We start from the raw sequence: 17481 nt of genomic DNA, 5'->3' as shown, positions 1-17481 counted from the left end.
ATGACGCCCCGAAAACGCGATCCCCGGAGAACACTTCTCCCGGGCAGCAGAAGGCGCACAGAGCGGGTTTCAACGTCGGATAACCGCACGCGGGGCAGACGGGGGTGATCATGCGCTGACTCCTGATAAACGTATGTTGAACGATTCGCGATTACCCCGCGTGCCGGCATTCAAACCCTTCTGGCGCAACGCTTGCCGCGAAGGCAATTGGGTGCACATCTGTGTTATAAGCCGTCGACTTCGGGGAACCCGCAGTCCAGGAGGTGCTCGTCGGGAGCGCCGTTCAAGCACAGGAGTCGAAATGATCGGAACGATTGTCATGGCCCTCATCGTCGGTGCCATCATTGGTTTCGTGGCGCGTATGGTCATGCCGGGCAGGCAGAATGTCGGTCTGCTGATGACGGTTCTGCTGGGTGCTGCGGGCGGGTTGCTCGGTTCGGCCGTGGCCGGCCACTTCGGCTACGCCAACGCCAACGGCGGGATCGCCTGGATCCCGTTCTTCATCGGCGTCGGGTTGGCCGTCGTGTTCATTGCCGTCTACGAGGCGATGACGGGCCGCCGTACCCGGACCCGGCTGTTCCGCTAGTCCGGCGCAGGGCTGAAAAGCCCACTGCCGCAAAGGTTATGCGGCAGCGAAGAGGCGGATAACGAGCGTAACGCTGCGGCGAAAAGTTGAGGGGTAAGTTTCGCCGCAGCGTTACGCTCGCATCCTTTTCAGCGCCGATAGGCCGGCAGATTGGTCGCCAATTCGTTGAACAGGGACTGGTTGAGATTGAAGGCGACCTTCACCTCGTCTACCGCGCGACCGATCTGCCCGGCGTCGAGGCCGAGTCCGTCCAGGCGGGCGCGATAGGCGTCCTTGTACGGCTTGGCCCGCACCGGGAACTCGTAGAACGACAATCCGGCGCCGTCCAAACCGAAGGTCCGGTCCAGGATCTTGCCGATCGCCTGCCCGCCGGACAGGTCGCCGAGGTAGCGGGTGTAGTGATGGGCCACCAGCGCACCGCCCCAGGAGGCGTTCGCCAGCCGGTCGCGGTAAGCGCGGGCGGCGGGCGAGTCGACGGCGGGGACGGCGCCCGGTGACCAGTACTCCAAGTCGGCGTCGATCGCGGCGAGGCGCTCGAGCGCCGGGTCGTAGACGGCGGCAACCAGCGGGTCATCGCGGCGGGACCGGACGGCTTCTTCCAACGCTTCGTAGATCATGCGCAACCGCAGCAGGTAGTCGGCGTAGCCCTGCCGATTGACGCGGCCGGAGAGCAGTTCGGAGACGTACGGCGAATGCTCGGCGGCTTCGTGCTCGGCTATCGACCCTTCCTTCATCGCCACGGAAAAGGGGCGGACGGCCTCGGCGGTGCTCACTGTCACTGTTCGGCTCCCGATGATCTGCTACTGCTCAAAGCGTCTGACAGAATGTCAAAACGATCCTGACAATCTGTCAGGAAACATAGCACAGGGCCGATCCGATGTCCTGCGTCAGGGGTTGGCACCCAGCGCCCGCAGGACGAAGCGCTCGATCGCGGCCGTCGGCAACTCGCGGGGGGCCAGGCAGGCGTGCAGCAACGACATCGTGGCGGCCTCGTCTTCGATCACGAATTGGCCGGTGGCTACGCCGTCGGTCAGGATCTCGCGCAACACATCCTCGATCGCCACCACGTGGTCGCGGATGGCGCGCATGGTGTCGTGCGACAGCGCACCGTAGAGCTGCGAGCCGAGACCCATGTGGAATTGCTCGCCGGCGCCCAACTGATGGCGGATGTAGATCCTCAGTCGCTCGACCGGGTCGTCGAGGTCGGCCAACTCTCCGCGCAGCCCATCGATGTAGCGACTCGTCTCGTGCGAGGCGAAAGCGACGACCACCGCTTCCTTGTCCGCGAAGTGGTGATAGATCGCCGTACGGCCGATGTCGGCGGCCGCGGCGAGCTTGGCCATCGTGATCGCGTCGAAGCTCTGTTCGGCCATCAGGGTGGCGAACGCCTCGAAGACTCGTCGTTGGACCTGTTCGCGGTGCTCCTCCACCGACGAGGCGCTGATCTTGGGCACATGCGACTCTAACTCCGGCGCGCGCCGCGCCGGCCGACACCGGCCGGACGCGCCCGTAGGATGTGGGCCGGAGCCTCGACGCGAAGGGTTGATTTGCCCAGGACACCAGTTGCCCGCGGCGGTTTGTCGCTGTTTGTCGGCTGCCTGGTTGCTGCGGTCACGGCATGCTCGCAGCAGAACCCTTCCGCCCAGCCGACGGTCGCGGTGTCGCGTGCCGACTCGCTGATCGTCAGCATCGAAGACGTCCGCCGCATCGCCAACTACGAAGAACTCACCGCGCATTCGCATGCGGACTTGCGCCAACCGCCACCCAGCGACCTCAGCGCTCCGGGACCCTGCCGGGCCGCGGGGATCAGTGACGTCACATTCGGCAGCGGCTGGTCGGAGTTCCGTAGCGCCGGCTACCACGGGATCACCGACGACCTCAAACCCGGCGGGCCCGCCATGATCCAAACGGTCAGCCAGGCCGTCGCGATCTATCCGGACCCCGGCATGGCGCGTGGGGTTCTGCACCAGCTGGAGATGTCGCTGCAGGCCTGTGCGGATTTACACGATCCGCACTACCAGTTCACTCTCGACCACCCGGATTCCGCCACCGTGCGGATCAACGCCAACGCGTGGAGCCACGTTTATCGCGAAAAGTCCTCAGTGCTGATGTCCGTCGGGGTGCTGGGGCTCGAGCCCGCCGAACAAATCGCCCGGGCCATCCTGCAGATAGCTACCGATCGCGTCGGTTGACCAATCCGGGCACCGGCGACGAGACAATAAGACCATGGGTCGTATCCGGAGAGTCCAGCTGTTTTCGGCACTCATGTGCCTGGTCGCGGGGTGTGGTGCGCCATCGCATCACGCTCGCCCGGACACCAGGCTGGCGGTGCGCCCGGCCGGCACGACGGCTCCCGTCGGACCCGAAGTGCCCCCGGTGAGCCCGCAGGCCGCAGCCGCCGGGCTTGTCGATGTACGCAGCGTCGTCTACGACGCCATCGTCGACCTGCGCTATGCCACCACAGACAATTTCACGCATACCCAGCTCTATCCGTCCGACGCCCGCTGCCTGGTCCACCAGTCCATGGCGCGTGGCTTGGCGGCGGCCGCCACCGCGTTGCGCCCGGCGGGACAACTGCTGGTCTTCTGGGACTGTTACCGACCGCACGACGTGCAGGCGAAGCTCTATCAGGTGGTGCCCAACCCGGCCTGGGTGGCCCGCCCCGGACCGTATGCAACCAGCCACGTGGCCGCACGCTCGGTCGACGTGACCTTCACCAGCACGCAGCAGCCCTGCCCGACCCCGCGGCGGGCACGGAATGCCTGCGTGGCCGACATGGGTACCGATTTCGACGACTTCACACCGCGCGCAACGGCATTCGCGACGCAGGATGTCAACGCAGCCGCCTACGCCAACCGGGTCCGGCTGCGGGACGCGATGAAGTACGGCGGACTCGAGGTCTATTCCGGCGAGTGGTGGCACTTCGACGGCCCCGGCGCCGGGGTGCAGCGGCCGATCCTCGACGTGCCGGTCAACTGAGTCGCCGCAAGCGCCATCGCCGAACCGCCGTGACCGCACGCGGGTCTGGTTGCCGGCATCGTCTGGCATTAGGTTCCACAACCATGGACGAGCGTCACGCCACCTACACCCACGGCCACCACGAATCGGTGCTGCGCGGTCACCGTCGGCGCACCGCGGCGGACTCGGCGGGTTATCTGCTGCCACACCTGGGGCCGGGGCGTTCGCTGCTCGACATCGGTTGCGGCCCCGGCACTATCACCGCCGACTTCGCCGTACGGGTCGCGCCGGGACTGGTGACGGCGGTCGAGCAGACCGAAGCAGCGTTGAGCCTGGCACGGGCCGAGGTGGAATCGCGCGGACTGCACAACGTGGCTTTCGTCACCTCCGATGTGCATGCGCTCGACCTGCCCGACGACACGTTCGACGTCGTCCACGCCCACCAGGTGCTGCAACACGTCGCCGACCCGGTGCAGGCATTGCGGGAGATGAAGCGGGTCTGCACGCCCGGCGGCGTCGTCGCCGCCCGGGATGCCGACTACGCCGGGTTCATCTGGTACCCGCTCATCCCGGAACTCGAGCGGTGGCGGGAGCTCTACCGCGGCGCGGCACGCACCAACGGCGGTGAACCCGACGCGGGACGCTACCTGCTGTCCTGGGCGCTGCGGGCCGGCTTCACCGACGTCACCCCGACCGGCAGCCTGTGGTGCTACGCAACTGACGAATCCCGCCAGTGGTGGGGCGGCATGTGGGCCGACCGCATCCTGCAATCGGACCTGACGCGTCAGCTGGTGGACTCGGCGACGGCCAGCACGGCCGAACTGGAAGAGATCGCGGTGGCCTGGCGGGCCTGGGCCGCGTCACCGGACGGGTGGTTCGCGATCCCTAACGGTGAAATCCTTTGCCGCGCATGAGGTCTCAGCGGGAAGCGATGGCGTTGCGGGCGTAGTCGGCGGCCTGGTTGGCCATCCCGTTGTCCCGGTAGGTGCTGTGCGCGGCGCGGTTACGTCCGCCCGGAAAGCACACCGGATCGCCCTCAGCGCACAGTCTGATGGTCTTGGCGGCATAGAGCGGACCGATGTTGATAGGCGGCGCGCTGCGGTCGACCACACGCAAGAACCCCTCCGACGGCGGTGCGAAAAGCACCACCGCCGCGACCTTGGCGGCCACCGCGGGCGGCATCGGGCCGGACAAGCCGTCCGGGAGGGTCACGCCGTCGGGAACGGAGTCGGAGGTGGTGTACGCGGCGACCGCCGCGCCCTGCGAGTAACCACCCAGCACGATCTTGGTGTTGGGGCAGTTCGTCGCGGTGGCCTCCACCTTCGTGCTGGCATCCGCTACGCCGTCGACGGCCCGGGCGAAGTCCAGCGACGCGGGATAATCGACCGGGTCGACGGCCACGTTCTTACCCTCGAGTCGAGCGTTGAGGGCATCGACAAAGGCTTGCCCGGTTGCGCCGACACCGGGCGCCTCGAAGGTTCCGCGGGCGAATACGACGTCGACGTCCGGGCATTCCGGATCGGCGAGCGCTCGCGCCGGACCTCCCGGTGATGCGACCAGGGCGCCGAAGGACACGACGCCGGCGGCCATCCAGGGCGCCAGTCGCCGAAAGGACAGGGCAGAAGTGCAGCGCAAGGTCGGCTCTTTTCGTAGAGCTAAAGGGTTTCCGCCGAAGACGAACCAATAGCGGGGGCACATTGTTCCGCGCCCTTGTTTTCCAGGCGCCGAATTGAGCCTATACACCTGTTGGATCAGCGCAGCGGCGCCGTGCGGCGCAGCCGGGCAAGGTTCGAAGGCCAGTTTTGGCGCGTTTGCGCACGTAGCTGCGGGTCACGGCCGATCGGTTCGGTGGCATTCAGGCTCGGCTCGATGTGCCCAGCTTCACATGTGTTTTCGCTATTTGAACGGTGGAGAGCCAGTACCGCGCCGAGTTGTTCGCATTGTGGATCAAGATTCGACGTCGGGTGGCCGCCGCAGCGTCCATTCGAGGCGAACCAAACGGGGCTAAAAGGATGCCTGCAGTGGCTCGCCGCAACCTCGCGCGGCGGTGTTTGGGCAGGTCAGCACTATGGTATTGGCATTCTCTTTTTTTGCAAGTACGTTATTCACCGATGGATAACGCAGCCCAGACCCCGTCGGGCATACCGCTCGCGCCGGTGTATGGCCCGGGGGACCGACGCACCGAACCTCCGCCGCCGGGGGAGTTCCCGTTCACCCGGGGTAACTTCGCGTCCGGATACCGCGGCAAGTTGTGGACTTTCCGCCAGTACTCGGGCTTCGGCACCGCCGAAGAGTCCAATCGCCGCTACCGCTACCTGCTGGATCAGGGCGGTACCGGACTCTCGGTCGCGCTCGACCTGCCGACCCAGTGCGGGTATGACTCCGACGATCCGGACTTCGGCGAGGAAGTCGGCCGGGTCGGCGTCGCGGTGGACACACTGGCCGACTTCGAGATCCTGTTCGACGGCATCCCGCTGGACAAACTGAGCACCAGCATGACGATCAATGGCACCGCGGCGATCCTGCTTGCGTTCTACGTTGCGGCCGCCGAGAAAAAGGGCATCCCGCGCGCCAAGCTGACCGGCACCATCCAGAACGACATCCTCAAGGAATACGCATCGCGCGGCACCTGGATCTGGCCGCCGGAACCATCGCTGCGGCTGATCGCCGACACCATCGAGTTCTGCGCGGCCGAGGTGCCGCGGTTCAACGCCATTTCGGTGGCCGGCGCGCACTTCCGCGACGCGGGAGCCACCGCGGTGCAGGAGATGGCGTTCACGTTGGCCGACGGGGTCACCTACTGCGACACGGTGGTGGAACGCGGCCGGATGAGCATCGACGAGTTCGCGCCGCAGATCTCGTTCTTCTTCTACACGCACGGCGACTTCTTCGAAGAGGTCGCGAAATACCGTGCGGGACGGCGCCGTTGGGCCACCATCGTCCGGGACCGCTACGGGTCCACCAAGGACAAGGCATCGATGTTCCGGTTCGGCTGTGTGTGCGGTGGGGCGTCGTTGTACGGCCCGCAGGCACAGAACAACGTGGTGCGCGTGGCGTATGAGGCCATGGCGGCGGTTCTCGGTGGTGTCCAGTCCATGTTCACCGCGGCCTGGGACGAGCCTTTCGCGTTGCCTTCCGAGGACTCCACCACGCTGGCGTTGCGCACCCAGCAGATCCTCGCCTACGAGACCGGTGTCGCCCAGGTCGCCGACCCGCTGGGCGGCTCCTACTTCGTCGAGGCGCTGACCGATGCGACCGAAGAACGCATCATCGAGATCATGGCCGACCTGGAACGGCACGGCGGCATGGTCAGCGCGATCGAGGACGGCTACCTGCAGGGGCTGATCGCCGACGAGGCCTACCGCATCCACCAGGACATCGAAGCGGGCACCCGGCCGGTGGTCGGGGTCAACCGCTTCGTCTCCGAGGAACCCGAGCCCGACGTCGTCACCTACGAACTCGACGCCGAGGGCCGCGATCTGCAACTCAAGCGTCTGTCCAAGGTCAAGGCCGAAAGGGACAGTGCCACTGTGCAATCCACCCTGGCCGCGTTGGCACGGGGTGCCGAGGGAACGGACAACCTGATGCACCGGCTGATCGACTGCGCCAACGCCTACTGCACGGTCGGGGAGATGGTCACCACGCTCAAGGCGGTCTGGGGCGAATTCCAGCAGCCGGTGGTGTTCTAGATGGCCGCGCGGATCCTGGTCGCCAAGCCGGGCCTGGACGGGCATGACCGCGGCGCCAAAATCGTCGCCCGTACGTTGCGGGATGCCGGCTTCGAGGTCATCTACACCGGTATTCGGCAGCGCATCGAAGACATCGCGTCGATCGCGGTGCAGGAAGACGTCGCCGTCGTCGGTCTGAGCATCCTCTCCGGTGCCCACCTGACGCTCACCGCGCGGACCATCGAGGCGTTGCGCGCCGCCGACGCAGCCGACATCGCCGTCGTAGTCGGCGGCACCATCCCGCACGCCGACGTGCCCAAGCTGCTGTCCGCCGGCGCGGCGGCGGTGTTCCCCACCGGGACGTCGCTGGAGACGCTGGTGCGTGACATCCGCGCGTTGACGGGCACGCCCGAACCGGTTTTGGAGGAACCGTGCGCATCGGAGTGATGATCGGCGCCGAGCGTGGCGACATGGCCCGCAAGGTGACAAAGCTGGCCTCCGACATCGAGTGGGCGGAGTCCGCGGGCCTGGATACCGCGTGGATGCCGCAGGTACCCGACGACTTCGACTGTCTGACCATGGTGTCGCTGATGGCTGCGCACAGTTCGCGCATCGAGCTGGGTACCGCCGTGGTGCCATTGCAGGCGCAGCATCCGATTGCACTTGCCCGACAAGCGCTCTCGATTCATGCCGTGACCGGCGGCAGGTTGGCGCTGGGCGTCGGGCCGTCGCACCACTGGATCATCCGGGACATGCTCGGCCTGCCATACGAGAAGCCGGCCGCCTACACCCGTGACTACCTACAGGTGCTCAACACCGCGATCGCGGGGCCGGGACCCGTTGACGTGGAGAACGATTCGTTCACCGTGCACAATCCGACGGTGCTGGCCGCGGATCCGCCGATGCCGGTGCTGGTCGCCGCGCTGGGACCGGTGATGCTGCAGATCGCCGGTGAACTCGCCGACGGCACCGTGTTGTGGATGGCCGACGAGCGCGCGATCGGTGACCACATCGCGCCGAAGATCACCAAGGCGGCCGCGGATGCCGGGCGCCCGGCACCGCGGATCATCGCGGGTATCCCGGTGTGTCTTTGTGCGCCAAGCGAAGTCGATGCGGCCAAGGAGCGGGCCAACCGCATCCTGGGTGAGGCCGAGGTGTCGCCGAACTACCAGCGGCTGCTGGAACGAGGCGACGCCCGGGATGTCGGTGACCTGTGCGCCGCGGGCGACCCGGAACAGATTCTGGGCCGGATGCGCCGCTTCGCCGACGCCGGCGTGACGGACCTGTCGGTGCGGCTGCTGCCGATCGGGGACAACCGCGACGAACTCGTCGCCTCCAAGCGTCGCACCCGGGAGATGATCGCGGAGTTGGCAAAGGAACTGCGGTGACTGCCGGCGCGCCGCTGGCCGGAATTCGCATCCTCGAGGTCGGCACCATGCTGGCCGGACCGTATGCCACCATGTTGCTGGCCGACCTGGGTGCCGAGGTCACCAAGATCGAGCCGCGCGGCGGCGAGATCTCCCGCGGGGTGGGCGACAGTTACTTCGCCAGCCTGAACCGCAACAAGTCCAGCATCTGTCTGGACCTGAATTCCGAAGCGGGACAACAACAGTTGGGTGAGCTCGTCGCGCAGTCGCATGCGCTGTTGGTGAACCTGAAGCCGTCGGCGATCCGGCGCCTGGGTCTCACGTATGAGGCACTGCGTGCTCACAACGAGAAGATCGTGTGCGTCGCGATCACCGGCTTCGGGCTCAACGGCGGCGACGACCCGGCGTTCGACTACGTCGTCCAGGCCGGTGTCGGCATCGCCGCGTTGACCGGTGACCCCGAAGGCCCGCCGACGCTGCCCGGTTACTCCTCGGCCGACAACTCGACCGGAATGACGGCCGCAATCGGGTTACTGGCCAAGATCATCTCCGGCAGCGGCGGGCAGGTGGACGTGTCGCTGCGCGACGTGATGTTCTCTCAGCTGAACTATCACGCCGCCGCCTATCTCAACGACGGCACCGAACCCCGCCGCCGTCCGTACGGCGCGCACTCGTATTACGTTCCTGCGCAGCTCTTTCCGACCGCAGACGGATTTCTCGCGCTGTTCATCACGCACGACGGATTCTGGAAATCGTTCGCCAACGAAGCCGGTATCGGGGGTTTCGAGACGATGGCCGAGCGGGTGTCGCGGCGCGACGAGGTGCTGGCCGTTGTGACCGCGATGCTGGCCACCGACACCGCCGTCAGTTGGGAAGCGCGGTTGCGTCCGCTCGGAGTGCCTGCCGCCGCCGTCCGGACGTTGCCCGAGGCGTTGGAGGCGACTCCGGAAGTGATCGTCTCCGCCGGCGATATGCGCTTGGTGGGCAGCCCGATTCACGTTTCGGGCTACCGGCCCGAGTACCGGCCCGCGCCGCGGTTGACTGAGTGACGCACACTCGGTGATTCAGCCCTCGGGATGGTGGTCGGTGATCACCTTGAGTAGCCGCGGTATCGGCGGCGGATCCAGCTGCAGCGCACCGGACATGGTCAGTTTGGCGCGGTTCATGCCTCGGAGGATGGCCTGCAGATCGTCTCCCTCGATTTCGTAGAGGGCGACGTAAGGTCCGTTGCCGTCGACCGGCCGCAGCCGGCGCGCTCCGGTGATGCCGGGCAGCGCCACGAGTTCGCCCAGGTGGACTTCGTCATACCAGGTGTTGTACTCCTGCTCGCGATCCGGCGAACTGGGGTAGGTCTCGACGTAGATGATCCCTCTTGCCATCGGGCGTCCCCCGTAGTTGCTATTCGTATTGCACGGTGATCGGTGCCGCGTCCGGCACGGCCTGGCACGTCAGAATGTAGCCGTCGTCGACCTCGTCGTCGTCGAGGGCGTCGTTGACCCGCATGGTCGCGGTGCCGACGGTGAGTCGGGCCATGCAGGTCCCGCAGTTGCCCGCCTCACAGTTGAACGGCGGATCCAGACCGGCCCGGCGCGCGCTTTCCAGCAACGTCTCGCCGGGGACCAGCGGCACCGACGCTTTCTTGCGCTCGAGGTGAATCGTCACCATGCCGGCCTCGGTCATGCACACCTCCCCGTACTTTGCGTTCTTCACTATAGAGAATACTATTCTCACTACACGATAGGATCTTCTCAAGAAGGTAGGACGAGTGACCGAGTCGGCCGTGCTCGCGTTCGAGGAGCGGCGACTCAGCCTGCCCGAACTCGACGCGCAGACCGACGCACTGGCCGCCGCCCTGCGCAAACGTGGTGTGCGCGCGTGCGGGCGAGTGGCGGTGATGGCGTCCAACCGACCCGAGTTCGTCGTCGCCGTCCAGGCGATCTGGCGACTGGGGGCGGCGGCGGTACTGGTCAGCCCAGCCTGGAAGCGCGACGAGGTCGAGCATGCCCTCGCCCTGACCGAGCCGGCCCACGCCGTCGGCGACCATCCGGTGCTGGCCGGCCTGATGCCGATGCTGCACCTGGACGAACCCCTCCGTCCCGGCGACACCGTCAGCCCGGCAGCGCCGGCCGGCGACGCGGTACTGGTGTTCAGCTCCGGCACCACGGGACTGCCGAAAGCCGTGCGCCACACCCACGCATCGCTGGACGCCGCCGTGCGGCACTGGCGGGCGGCGCTGGGGTTGACCGACCGCGACCGCATCCAGGTCGCCACCCCGCCATCGCACATCCTGGGCCTGCTGAACATCCTCACCGCGCTGCGGACCGGAGCCTGGTTGCGGTTGCACCGCCGGTTCGACGTCGAACAGATGCTGCGGCACATCGAAACCGACCGCATCACAGTCGAAATGGCCGTCGCGCCCATCGCGCTGGCCATCGCCTCGCGCCCCGACCTCGAGTCCTACGACCTGTCTTCGTTGCGCTACATCATGTGGGGTGCAACGCCGGTCACCGCCAGCATCGCCGACACGGTGACCCGGCGCACCGGCGTGGGTTGGGTGCCCGCGTATGGGACCACCGAGTTACCCGTCATCGCATGCAATCCCGTCGACGGTGCCCGACTCGACTCGGTCGGACGCGTGGTGTCCGGCGTGCGGATCCGGGTGGTGTCGTTGGAGACGGGAAAGCCGGTCGCACCGGGTGAGGTAGGGGAGATCCAGGCGCGGTCGGACTCGATCATGGCGGGTTATCTGCCCGCCGCGGCGACCGCAGAGGTGTTCGACGACGGTTGGTATCGAACCGGGGATGTCGGCTCGGTGGACGACGACGGTTGGTTGCGGATCACCGACCGCCTCAAAGAGATGATCAAGGTGCGCGGATTCCAGGTCGCGCCCGCCGAGATCGAGACCGTGCTGCACGGGCATCCGGCCGTGCGGGACTGCGCGGTCTTCGGGGTGCCCGACGGCGCCAACGGTGAGGCCGTGATCGCGGCCGTGGCCACCCATATGCCGCTGGATGCTGCCGAACTCACCGCCCGGGTGGACGCGAAACTCGCGTCGTACAAACGGCTCAGCCGGGTGGTGTTCGTCCCCGACATTCCTCGCCTGCCCTCGGGCAAGGTGTTACGCAGAGCGCTCAAGGAGAGCTATGGATGTACGTCTGACGGCTGAACAGCAGCAATTACGTGACGCCGCCGCCAAAATGGCCGACGACCTCGGTCCGGGCGCGGTCCAGGACCTCGCTGACCAAGGCCGAATTGCCCGGCTGGACAAGCAGATCGGACTCACCGGGTGGCGGTCGCTGCGCTCGGACGGGGCATCCGGCGTCGAAGTGGCCATCGTCGCAGAGGAATTCGGACGGCGACTGGTCGACGCACCCTTTCTGGGTCCGGTGCTGGCCGACGACCTGGCGCGTCACCTCGACGTCGACGCGTCGGTGACGACGGTCGCCGTCGACGATCGCGCGATCGACGCGCGCGGTTGTGACCGGGCATTGCTGTTGTCGGGCAACATGGTTCTCTCGGTCCCCGTCGGCGGCGGCGACGACGGCGCAGACTTGACCCGGGCCTACGCGTCCCTGCAGAAAGCGGCGACGCCGCTGGGCGAAGTACCCGCCGAGGCCGCCGACCGGTGGCGGGCGCTGGCGCTGGTGGTCACCGCGGCCGACCTGGTCGGAGACGCGCGGGGCGCGCACGCCGTCGCCTGCGACTACGCGAAAATCCGTGAGCAGTACGGCAAACCGATCGGGTCGTACCAAGCCGTCGCCCACCTGCTGGCCGAAAGTCTCGCGCTGATCGAAGGCTCGGTGAGCGTGTTGCGCCATGCCGCATGGGCCGTCGACGAACTCGAACCCGACGAAGCGATCCGGGCGGCGCAGGTGGCCAAGGTCTACTGCGCCCGCGCCACCCGGACGGTCTGCGAGACCGCGGTGCAGGTGCACGGTGGGATCGGCAACACCTGGGAATGCCTGGTGCACGTGTATCTGCGCCGGGCGCTGACATCGACCGAGCTGTGGCCGGTCAGCCTGAAGGAGGTCGGCCGTGGACTTTCGTGACTCACCGGAGGAAGCCGAGTTCCGGGACCGGCTGCGGTCCTGGCTTTCGTTGCACGCCAAACAGTTCGGCGGATCAGGCGACGAGTACTGGGCTCGCCAGGCGGACTGGCACCGCGCACTCTACGAAGAAGGGTTCTTCGGGCTGTCGTGGCCGCGTGAGTACGGCGGGCGGGAACTGCCGGCGGTCTACGACGTCATCGTCGACGAAGAACTGGCGCGCGCCGGCGCCCCGCCCCGACCCAGTGTCGGCTACCTGGTGATCGGGATCGGCCGGCACGGCAGCGACGAACTGCGGCAACGCTTTGTGCCCGGCATCATCAACGGCACCGAGCGCTGGTGTCAGGGCTTCAGCGAGCCGGGCGCGGGTTCGGATCTGGCGTCGTTGACCACCACCGCCATCCGTGAGGGTGACGAGTACGTGATCAACGGGCACAAGATCTGGACCAGCTACTCCGACGTCGCGGACTGGTGTCTGCTGCTGGCCCGCACCGACCCCGACGCCAAACGTCACCGCGGTCTGTCGGCGTTCATCGTCTCGATGAAACAGCCTGGCGTGCAACAACGTCCGCTGCGGATGATCAATGGCGTCACCAACGAATTCGGCCAGGTCGCCTTCGACGGCGCCCGCGTCCCGGCGGACCGGATGGTCGGCGCACCGGGTGACGGCTGGGCGGTCGCGATGACCGTCGTCGGGCACGAGCGTGAACCGTCCACCCTCGGTTACGCGGCGCGCTACAACAAGCTGGTCGCGCAACTGGTGGCGCAGACCGAAGGCCCGGTCGACGACGACGTGGCCTGGGCGGCCGTCCAGGCGCAGATGCTGACCCACCATGTCCGCAGGCGGCTCTCCGAACAGCTGGACGGAGTTTCCCACGGTCCCGAAGGGTCGCTGGACAAGCTGCTGATGACCTGGGTGGAACAGTCCGTCGGGCATGCGGCGTTGTCCGTCGCCGGCACCCGGGACCCGGACCTGCTCAGCGCGTACCTGTACAGCCGCGCGCAGAGCGTGATGGGCGGGACCTCGCAAATCCAGAAGAACATCATTGCCTCGAGAATCTTGGGACTGGGAGTCTGACATGTACGACATGCCAAGCGAAATCGACGTGCGCGCCGACGGGCCGCTGCGGATCATCACCTTGAACCGGCCGGACGATCTGAACGCGGTCAACGACAATCTGCACGTCGGGCTGGCGCGGTTGTGGCAGCGCCTGACCGACGACCCCTCCGCCCGTGCCGCGGTGCTGACCGGGGCGGGTAAGGCCTTCTCGGCCGGCGGCGATTTCGCATATCTCGCCGAGTTGGCCGAAGACGCCGACCTGCGTGCCAAGACCATCCGGGACGGACGCGAGATCGTGCTGGGCATGGCGCGTTGCCGAATCCCGGTGGTAGCGGCCGTGAACGGGCCCGCCGTCGGGTTGGGGTGCAGCCTGGTGGCACTGAGCGACATCGTCTACATCGCCAAGGACGCGTTCCTGGCCGACCCGCACGTACAGGTCGGCCTGGTGGCCGCCGACGGGGGACCGCTGACCTGGCCGCTGCATATCAGCCTGCTACTGGCCAAGGAATATGCGTTGACCGGCACCAGGATTCGGGCCGAGCGGGCCGTCGAACTCGGCCTGGCCAACCATGTCTCCGACGACCCGGTCGCCGACGCGATCACCGCCGCGAAGAAGATCCTCGAGCTGCCGCAGCAGGCGGTGGAAAGTACCAAGCGGGTGCTCAACATCCACCTCGAGCGCGCCGTGCTGGCCAGCATCGACTACGCGTTGTCGGCCGAGCATCAGTCGTTCGTCACCGAGGACTTCCGGTCGATCGTGAGCAAGCTCAACGCCGGCAAGAACTGAGCGGCGGCTTGCGCGTGAAGCGTGGGCGTTGCGGGTGACGCCTGGGCGTTGCGCGTGAAGTGTGGGCTTTGCGGGTGAAGCCTGGGCGGGATCTCGCCGATTTTCCCACCCTGGGCTCACACCGAAAGCCCTCGTTTCACAATCAACGCCAAGGTTTCACACCGAACACCGAGGGCGTGGAGCACGCCAGAACGCCGTGGGTGTCAGCCCAGAGACACCAGGTCCTCTACCGAATCCCGGGGCAGCGCACCGTCGCTGACGGCGGTGACCTCCATTTTGGTCAGGTCGATCGCACCGCCGTGATTGTCCAGGAAGGCGGTGTCCGCGGCGTCGCGGCCGGTGGCGATTCGCAGCATCGCCTGGCGCGGCGCGAGGCACGTGGCATCGACCACCTGCCACTGTCCGTCTATCAACGCTTCAGCCACGGCGTGGAAGTCCATCGGGTCGCAGCCCGGCGCATACACCGATACCAGCCGGGCCGGGACGTTGACCGCACGCAACAGCGCGATGACCAGATGAGCGTAGTCACGGCACACCCCGGCGCCGGCCAAAAGTGTGTCGGTCGCGCCGTCGATCGGATCACTCGATCCCGGAACGTATTTCAGCCTCGTCCCGACCCAGGAGGACACCTTCTCCAGCAGCGTCGCCGAGTTGGTGTACTGGCCGAACTCGGTGGCCGCGAAACCGAAGAACTTGTCGGCCTCGGCGTAGCGGCTCGGCCGTAGATAGGTCGAGACCTCGATGTCCCTGACCGGCGGCGGCTCTGCCCGCCCGGTGACGGTGGCTTCGTACTCGAGCTGAAGATCCCCGGTCCCCACCTCGACCGAGTGAATCCGGGTGCCGTACTCGCCGGTGATCTCCCGCAACGAGATCGGGTCGCCGTCCAGGGTCGCGGTCAACGATTCGCGGATCTCAAGGCCCGGCAGTCGTGCGACGGCGACCTGGAACTCCAACGCCGTGGGGTCGGTGACAGTGACTTGCAGACTCGCCCTTACGTCACGCTTCATCGACGCGCCCCCCTTGTTCCGATTTCGTCGCAGCTTCATGGCAAGCAGCCAATCATGCGTGGTCTGTACCCGCACCTCGGAGCACTTCAACCGCCGGGCGGCCGTCAACTGTCGTGCTGTCGCAGGAAATCGCGCATCACCGCATCGAAGCGGTCCGGCTCCTCGATGAAGGGCAGGTGCGCGCTGTGCTCGAAGAACTCGAAGCGCGATCCTGGAATGAGTCGGTGCATCTCACGCATGTGCTCCGGTGAACACTCGTCGAACCTGCCGGACAGGAGCAGGGTCGGCAACGTGATCTCGGTGAGCCGGTCGACGACGTCCCAGTCCCGGATGGTCCCGACGATGCGAAAGTCACTGGGTCCGAACATCGTTTCGAAGATCTCGGTTCCCATGTTCTGGAAAGCCTCGAACAGATCCTTCGGCCACGGCAGCTTGCGGCACAGGTATGTCTGGTTCCACGTCGTCACCGCGGCACGGTACTCGGCGGAATCCGTGGTGCCGGCGGCCTCGTGACGGTCGATCGCGTCCTGGGTGGCCTGATCCAATTCCGCCTTCAGGCGAATCACGTTGTCGGCGAACACCGGTATGGACGCGGCACTGTTGGAAATGGTGAAGCTGACCGCCGTGCACGGCACATCCAGCACGTACTGCTGCGCCAGCATCGCACCCCACGAGTTCCCGAAGAGATGGAAGCCGTCGAGTTCCAGAGCTGTGATGACGGAGTCCATTTCGGCTACCGACCGCTGCATGGTCCATAGTCCGGGGTTAGACGGGTGCTCGGAATTACCGCACCCGAGCTGATCCCAGAAGACGACTTCACGCTCGTCCGCCAGGCGCTCCAGCGAACTCAGGTAGTAATGCGGCAGTCCCGGGCCGCCGTGTACTACCAGCAGCGGCTGGCGCGTCCCGCTGCCCACCCGCTTGAACCAGACCCGGCCGCCCGGGACCTCTATCGTTTTCACGCTGCCACAATTGTCTCTTGCGCGAGCGGACGCAAAGCCGCCTTGCAACTACGGCTCTCCGACTGAGAGAATGTGGTTCTCGTGCCGGTGCCGTGTGACCCGAAGTGGAGAGAGTTGTGCCTGCAGGCGTGATCTTCGAAGTGCCTACCGGGTAAGCGCCGCCGTGGACGTCACCGAGTTGATCACCAAGGCGCGCAGCGGTTCTCCGCGAGCCGCCGGCCGCCTGCTGAGCCTCGTCGAAAGTGAGCGGCGTGACGAGGTGCTGGCCGGCATCGGCCCGGTGCAACCGGTCCGGGTTGTCGGTATCACCGGCCCGCCGGGCGCAGGGAAGTCCACGACGATCGGCGCTCTGGTCGGCGCCTACCGCGAGCGCGGTAGCCGGGTGGCCGTGCTGGCCGTAGACCCGTCCTCGCCGTTCAGCGGCGGCGCACTGCTGGGTGATCGCATCCGAATGACGGCCCACATCAACGATTCCGATGTGCTGATTCGCTCGGTGGCCAGCCGGGGTCATCTCGGCGGCCTGGCCGCGGCGGTCCCGGCCGCCATCCGGCTGGTGGGCGCCATCGGCTACGACGTGGTGCTGCTGGAGACCGTCGGCGTGGGCCAGTCCGAGATCGAGATCGCCGCCGTCGCCGACCCGACCATCGTCATCCTCAACCCGGGGGCCGGTGACGCGGTGCAGGCCGCCAAGGCCGGTCTGCTGGAAGTCGCCGACATCGTGGTGGTGAACAAGGCCGACCGCGACGGCGCCGAGCAGACTGTGCGGGACTTGCGGGCCGAGACCAAGGCGCCGATCGTCAGCCTCGTCGCAGCCCGCGGCGACGGTCTCACCGACCTGGTGACCGCGATCGACGCACACCACCGGGCCGACAACCGTGCCCGTCGGTTGGCCCGGGCCCGCGCGCAGATCCTGTCGTTGGCGCAGACCCGGCTGCGGTCACGCACCGACTTGGATCGACTCGCGGAGTCCGTCGTCGACGGCCACGACGACCCCTACCGGGCGGCCGAGCGGCTGCTCGCACCGCCGCCGGACTGAGCCG

Annotated in this window: 20 protein-coding genes; 13 read left to right on the top strand and 7 right to left on the bottom strand. The window is 66.9% G+C overall.

Going from position 1 to position 17481, the window contains the following annotated elements:
* Positions 1 to 301: 301 nt before the first annotated feature.
* On the top strand, positions 302 to 586 hold the full coding sequence (locus AC5Y47_RS08560; protein WP_499943492.1) for a GlsB/YeaQ/YmgE family stress response membrane protein: 285 nt from the start codon (positions 302 to 304) through the stop codon (positions 584 to 586).
* Positions 587 to 714: 128 nt separating this feature from the next.
* Here the strand turns inward: AC5Y47_RS08560 and AC5Y47_RS08555 are convergent, their stop codons facing one another.
* The gene (locus tag AC5Y47_RS08555) at positions 715 to 1365 is read right to left on the bottom strand and encodes a biliverdin-producing heme oxygenase (protein WP_499943491.1); all 651 of its coding nucleotides are present in this window, start codon (positions 1363 to 1365) and stop codon (positions 715 to 717) included.
* 108 nt (positions 1366 to 1473) lie between these two features.
* Positions 1474 to 2040 (bottom strand): TetR/AcrR family transcriptional regulator, encoded by a 567-nt coding sequence (locus AC5Y47_RS08550; protein ID WP_499943490.1) that lies wholly within the window; start codon positions 2038 to 2040, stop codon positions 1474 to 1476.
* Between the two features lie 93 nt (positions 2041 to 2133).
* Here AC5Y47_RS08550 and AC5Y47_RS08545 point away from each other — a divergent pair, with 93 nt between their 5' ends.
* From AC5Y47_RS08545 to AC5Y47_RS08535, 3 genes are all read left to right on the top strand, one after another.
* Positions 2134 to 2778, top strand: a complete 645-nt coding sequence (locus AC5Y47_RS08545) for a sensor domain-containing protein (protein WP_499943489.1) — start codon at positions 2134 to 2136, stop codon at positions 2776 to 2778.
* 73 nt (positions 2779 to 2851) lie between these two features.
* Positions 2852 to 3565, top strand: coding sequence for a M15 family metallopeptidase (locus AC5Y47_RS08540; protein ID WP_499943676.1), 714 nt, complete (start codon positions 2852 to 2854; stop codon positions 3563 to 3565).
* Between the two features lie 83 nt (positions 3566 to 3648).
* Positions 3649 to 4458, top strand: a complete 810-nt coding sequence (locus AC5Y47_RS08535; protein WP_499943487.1) for a class I SAM-dependent methyltransferase — start codon at positions 3649 to 3651, stop codon at positions 4456 to 4458.
* A gap of 4 nt (positions 4459 to 4462) precedes the next feature.
* On the opposite strand, the gene AC5Y47_RS08530 is transcribed toward AC5Y47_RS08535, so the two are convergent.
* Positions 4463 to 5134, bottom strand: a complete 672-nt coding sequence (locus AC5Y47_RS08530; protein ID WP_499943675.1) for a cutinase family protein — start codon at positions 5132 to 5134, stop codon at positions 4463 to 4465.
* A 521-nt stretch (positions 5135 to 5655) separates the two neighbouring features.
* Between AC5Y47_RS08530 and AC5Y47_RS08525 the strand changes: the two genes are divergently transcribed.
* From AC5Y47_RS08525 to AC5Y47_RS08510, 4 genes are read left to right on the top strand one after another with little or no spacing between them, the layout of a single operon-like run.
* Positions 5656 to 7233, top strand: a complete 1578-nt coding sequence (locus AC5Y47_RS08525; protein WP_499943484.1) for a methylmalonyl-CoA mutase family protein — start codon at positions 5656 to 5658, stop codon at positions 7231 to 7233.
* Complete coding sequence (locus AC5Y47_RS08520) at positions 7234 to 7659, top strand: cobalamin-dependent protein (RefSeq protein WP_499943483.1); 426 nt, start codon at positions 7234 to 7236, stop codon at positions 7657 to 7659.
* Positions 7644 to 8600 (top strand): LLM class F420-dependent oxidoreductase, encoded by a 957-nt coding sequence (locus AC5Y47_RS08515; RefSeq protein WP_499943482.1) that lies wholly within the window; start codon positions 7644 to 7646, stop codon positions 8598 to 8600. Before AC5Y47_RS08520 ends, AC5Y47_RS08515 begins: the two co-directional genes overlap by 16 nt.
* A gap of 47 nt (positions 8601 to 8647) precedes the next feature.
* Positions 8648 to 9628: a CaiB/BaiF CoA transferase family protein gene (locus tag AC5Y47_RS08510; protein ID WP_499943674.1), complete on the top strand. Its 981-nt coding sequence runs from the start codon at positions 8648 to 8650 to the stop codon at positions 9626 to 9628.
* A 15-nt stretch (positions 9629 to 9643) separates the two neighbouring features.
* Here AC5Y47_RS08510 and AC5Y47_RS08505 read toward each other — a convergent pair whose 3' ends face one another.
* Both AC5Y47_RS08505 and AC5Y47_RS08500 read right to left on the bottom strand, forming a co-directional pair.
* Complete coding sequence (locus tag AC5Y47_RS08505; RefSeq protein ID WP_499943481.1) at positions 9644 to 9958, bottom strand: hypothetical protein; 315 nt, start codon at positions 9956 to 9958, stop codon at positions 9644 to 9646.
* Between the two features lie 19 nt (positions 9959 to 9977).
* Positions 9978 to 10259: a 2Fe-2S iron-sulfur cluster-binding protein gene (locus AC5Y47_RS08500; RefSeq protein WP_499943673.1), complete on the bottom strand. Its 282-nt coding sequence runs from the start codon at positions 10257 to 10259 to the stop codon at positions 9978 to 9980.
* Between the two features lie 85 nt (positions 10260 to 10344).
* Here AC5Y47_RS08500 and AC5Y47_RS08495 point away from each other — a divergent pair, with 85 nt between their 5' ends.
* Genes AC5Y47_RS08495 through AC5Y47_RS08480 form a run of 4 tightly spaced genes read left to right on the top strand, consistent with a single transcriptional unit; the run spans position 10345 to position 14472 of the window.
* The gene (locus AC5Y47_RS08495; RefSeq protein WP_499943480.1) at positions 10345 to 11745 is read left to right on the top strand and encodes a class I adenylate-forming enzyme family protein; all 1401 of its coding nucleotides are present in this window, start codon (positions 10345 to 10347) and stop codon (positions 11743 to 11745) included.
* A complete protein-coding gene (locus AC5Y47_RS08490; RefSeq protein WP_499943479.1) occupies positions 11723 to 12628 on the top strand; it encodes an acyl-CoA dehydrogenase family protein in 906 nt (301 codons plus the stop codon). The genes AC5Y47_RS08495 and AC5Y47_RS08490 overlap by 23 nt, the downstream gene beginning before the upstream one ends.
* On the top strand, positions 12615 to 13703 hold the full coding sequence (locus AC5Y47_RS08485) for an acyl-CoA dehydrogenase family protein (RefSeq protein ID WP_499943478.1): 1089 nt from the start codon (positions 12615 to 12617) through the stop codon (positions 13701 to 13703). The genes AC5Y47_RS08490 and AC5Y47_RS08485 overlap by 14 nt, the downstream gene beginning before the upstream one ends.
* Before the next feature lies 1 nt (position 13704).
* Positions 13705 to 14472 carry an enoyl-CoA hydratase/isomerase family protein gene (locus tag AC5Y47_RS08480; protein WP_499943477.1) on the top strand — a complete coding sequence of 256 codons (768 nt, stop codon included), beginning with the start codon at positions 13705 to 13707 and terminating at the stop codon, positions 14470 to 14472.
* A 203-nt stretch (positions 14473 to 14675) separates the two neighbouring features.
* Here AC5Y47_RS08480 and AC5Y47_RS08475 read toward each other — a convergent pair whose 3' ends face one another.
* Together AC5Y47_RS08475 and AC5Y47_RS08470 are read right to left on the bottom strand one after the other, a co-directional pair.
* Positions 14676 to 15479, bottom strand: coding sequence for a transglutaminase-like domain-containing protein (locus AC5Y47_RS08475; protein WP_499943476.1), 804 nt, complete (start codon positions 15477 to 15479; stop codon positions 14676 to 14678).
* Positions 15480 to 15583: 104 nt separating this feature from the next.
* Positions 15584 to 16441 (bottom strand): proline iminopeptidase-family hydrolase, encoded by an 858-nt coding sequence (locus AC5Y47_RS08470; RefSeq protein ID WP_499943475.1) that lies wholly within the window; start codon positions 16439 to 16441, stop codon positions 15584 to 15586.
* Between the two features lie 163 nt (positions 16442 to 16604).
* On the opposite strand from AC5Y47_RS08470, the gene meaB reads away from it, so the two are divergent.
* On the top strand, positions 16605 to 17477 hold the full coding sequence (gene meaB / locus AC5Y47_RS08465; protein ID WP_499943474.1) for a methylmalonyl Co-A mutase-associated GTPase MeaB: 873 nt from the start codon (positions 16605 to 16607) through the stop codon (positions 17475 to 17477).
* The last annotated feature ends 4 nt before the right edge of the window (positions 17478 to 17481 follow it).

It is taken from the genome of Mycobacterium sp. NGS22 (assembly GCF_059813095.1).
This window is presented reverse-complemented; position numbering and strand designations above follow the sequence as displayed.

Coding starts and splice junctions, on each gene's coding strand:
- AC5Y47_RS08560 (WP_499943492.1), top strand. CDS start 302: ATGATCGGAACGATTGTCATGGCCCTCATCGTCGGTGCCATCATTGGT.
- AC5Y47_RS08540 (WP_499943676.1), top strand. CDS start 2,852: ATGTGCCTGGTCGCGGGGTGTGGTGCGCCATCGCATCACGCTCGCCCG.
- AC5Y47_RS08535 (WP_499943487.1), top strand. CDS start 3,649: ATGGACGAGCGTCACGCCACCTACACCCACGGCCACCACGAATCGGTG.
- AC5Y47_RS08530 (WP_499943675.1), bottom strand. CDS start 5,134: ATGGCCGCCGGCGTCGTGTCCTTCGGCGCCCTGGTCGCATCACCGGGA.
- AC5Y47_RS08525 (WP_499943484.1), top strand. CDS start 5,656: ATGGATAACGCAGCCCAGACCCCGTCGGGCATACCGCTCGCGCCGGTG.
- AC5Y47_RS08520 (WP_499943483.1), top strand. CDS start 7,234: ATGGCCGCGCGGATCCTGGTCGCCAAGCCGGGCCTGGACGGGCATGAC.
- AC5Y47_RS08510 (WP_499943674.1), top strand. CDS start 8,648: ATGCTGGCCGGACCGTATGCCACCATGTTGCTGGCCGACCTGGGTGCC.
- AC5Y47_RS08505 (WP_499943481.1), bottom strand. CDS start 9,958: ATGGCAAGAGGGATCATCTACGTCGAGACCTACCCCAGTTCGCCGGAT.
- AC5Y47_RS08500 (WP_499943673.1), bottom strand. CDS start 10,259: ATGACCGAGGCCGGCATGGTGACGATTCACCTCGAGCGCAAGAAAGCG.
- AC5Y47_RS08490 (WP_499943479.1), top strand. CDS start 11,723: ATGGATGTACGTCTGACGGCTGAACAGCAGCAATTACGTGACGCCGCC.
- AC5Y47_RS08480 (WP_499943477.1), top strand. CDS start 13,705: ATGTACGACATGCCAAGCGAAATCGACGTGCGCGCCGACGGGCCGCTG.
- AC5Y47_RS08475 (WP_499943476.1), bottom strand. CDS start 15,479: ATGAAGCGTGACGTAAGGGCGAGTCTGCAAGTCACTGTCACCGACCCC.